Origin of the sequence: Streptococcus parasanguinis, from assembly GCF_001578955.1 — a bacterium.
GTDB classification, from domain to species: Bacteria; Bacillota; Bacilli; order Lactobacillales; family Streptococcaceae; genus Streptococcus; species Streptococcus parasanguinis_U.
Genome location: NZ_KQ969689.1, coordinates 720,152 through 721,358, shown reverse-complemented (window position 1 = coordinate 721,358; position 1,207 = coordinate 720,152). Strand labels below are relative to the sequence as shown.

1 pseudogene is annotated in these 1,207 nt (G+C 46.5%); it reads right to left on the bottom strand.

Annotated elements, in window-relative coordinates:
- Window positions 1–1,052 (bottom strand): annotated as a pseudogene (locus SPADD19_RS03455) (DEAD/DEAH box helicase family protein); the annotation flags it as partial.
- Window positions 1,053–1,207 lie beyond the last annotated feature (155 nt).

The following is a 1,207-nucleotide window of genomic DNA, read 5'->3' as shown; positions in this document are numbered from 1 at the left end:
TTGGCCCATGGTCATGTGACTTTCATCGATCATGATGAGGAAATCTTCAGGGAAGAAGTCAAGAAGGGTGTAAGGTGGCTCTCCTTCACTCCGGCCGTCCATGTGACGAGAGTAGTTTTCGACGCCATTGGTGTAGCCCATCTCCCGCAACATTTCAATGTCATACTCGGTCCGTTGCTTCAGGCGTTGGGCTTCCAAGAGCTTGCCTTCTTTTTCAAAGACTTTCAACTGCTCTTCTAGTTCCGCCTGAATCTTGGCAATGGCTACTTCCATATGGTCGTCATTGGTCACGAAGTGAGTGGCTGGGAAAATAGCCAAGTGATCCACATCTCCCAGAACCTGGCCCGTCAAAGCTTCAACCTCACGGATGCGGTCAATTTCGTCCCCGAAAAACTCCACCCGGAAGGCATGTTCATCACGCGAAGCTGGGAAAATCTCGACCACATCCCCACGGACACGGAATTTCCCCGTTGAAAGTCGATGTCGTTACGCTCAAACTGGATATCCACCAAGTCGTTCAGCAGTTTATCACGAGAAATCTCGAGACCTGGACGCAGGCTCACTACGCTATCCGAGTATTCCTTAGGCGAACCCAACCCATAGATACATGAAACAGACGCAACTACAATAACGTCATTTCGTTCTAAAAGAGCGGAGGTTGCTGAGTGACGAAGCTTGTCAATCTCATCATTGACTGAGCTATCTTTTTCGATATAGGTATCACTCGATGGCACATAGGCTTCAGGCTGGTAGTAATCGTAGTAAGATACGAAGTACTCGACCGCATTTTCAGGGAAAAATTCCTTAAACTCCCCATAGAGCTGGCCCGCTAGCGTTTTATTGTGGGCGATGACCAGGGTCGGCTTATTGACCTGGGCAATGACCTGACTCATAGTATAGGTCTTCCCCGTACCAGTTGCCCCCATCAAGATTTGGGCCTTTTCGCCACCTTCGATGTTATCCACCAACTGCTCGATGGCCTGCGGTTGGTCCCCAGACGGTTGGTATTTTGATACTAGTTTAAATTTGTTGTCTGTTACTCTATTAATCATCTCTTTGTCCTCACATATATAGACCTTATTATACCATAAATCACCAGAATTCTCTGAGATGAGGAATGAAGAGAGAAGACAACATATTACAGAACGATCTATTAAATTGGTACATGAGCGAATTACAATCTAATTAATTGGACACTCATTAGCAT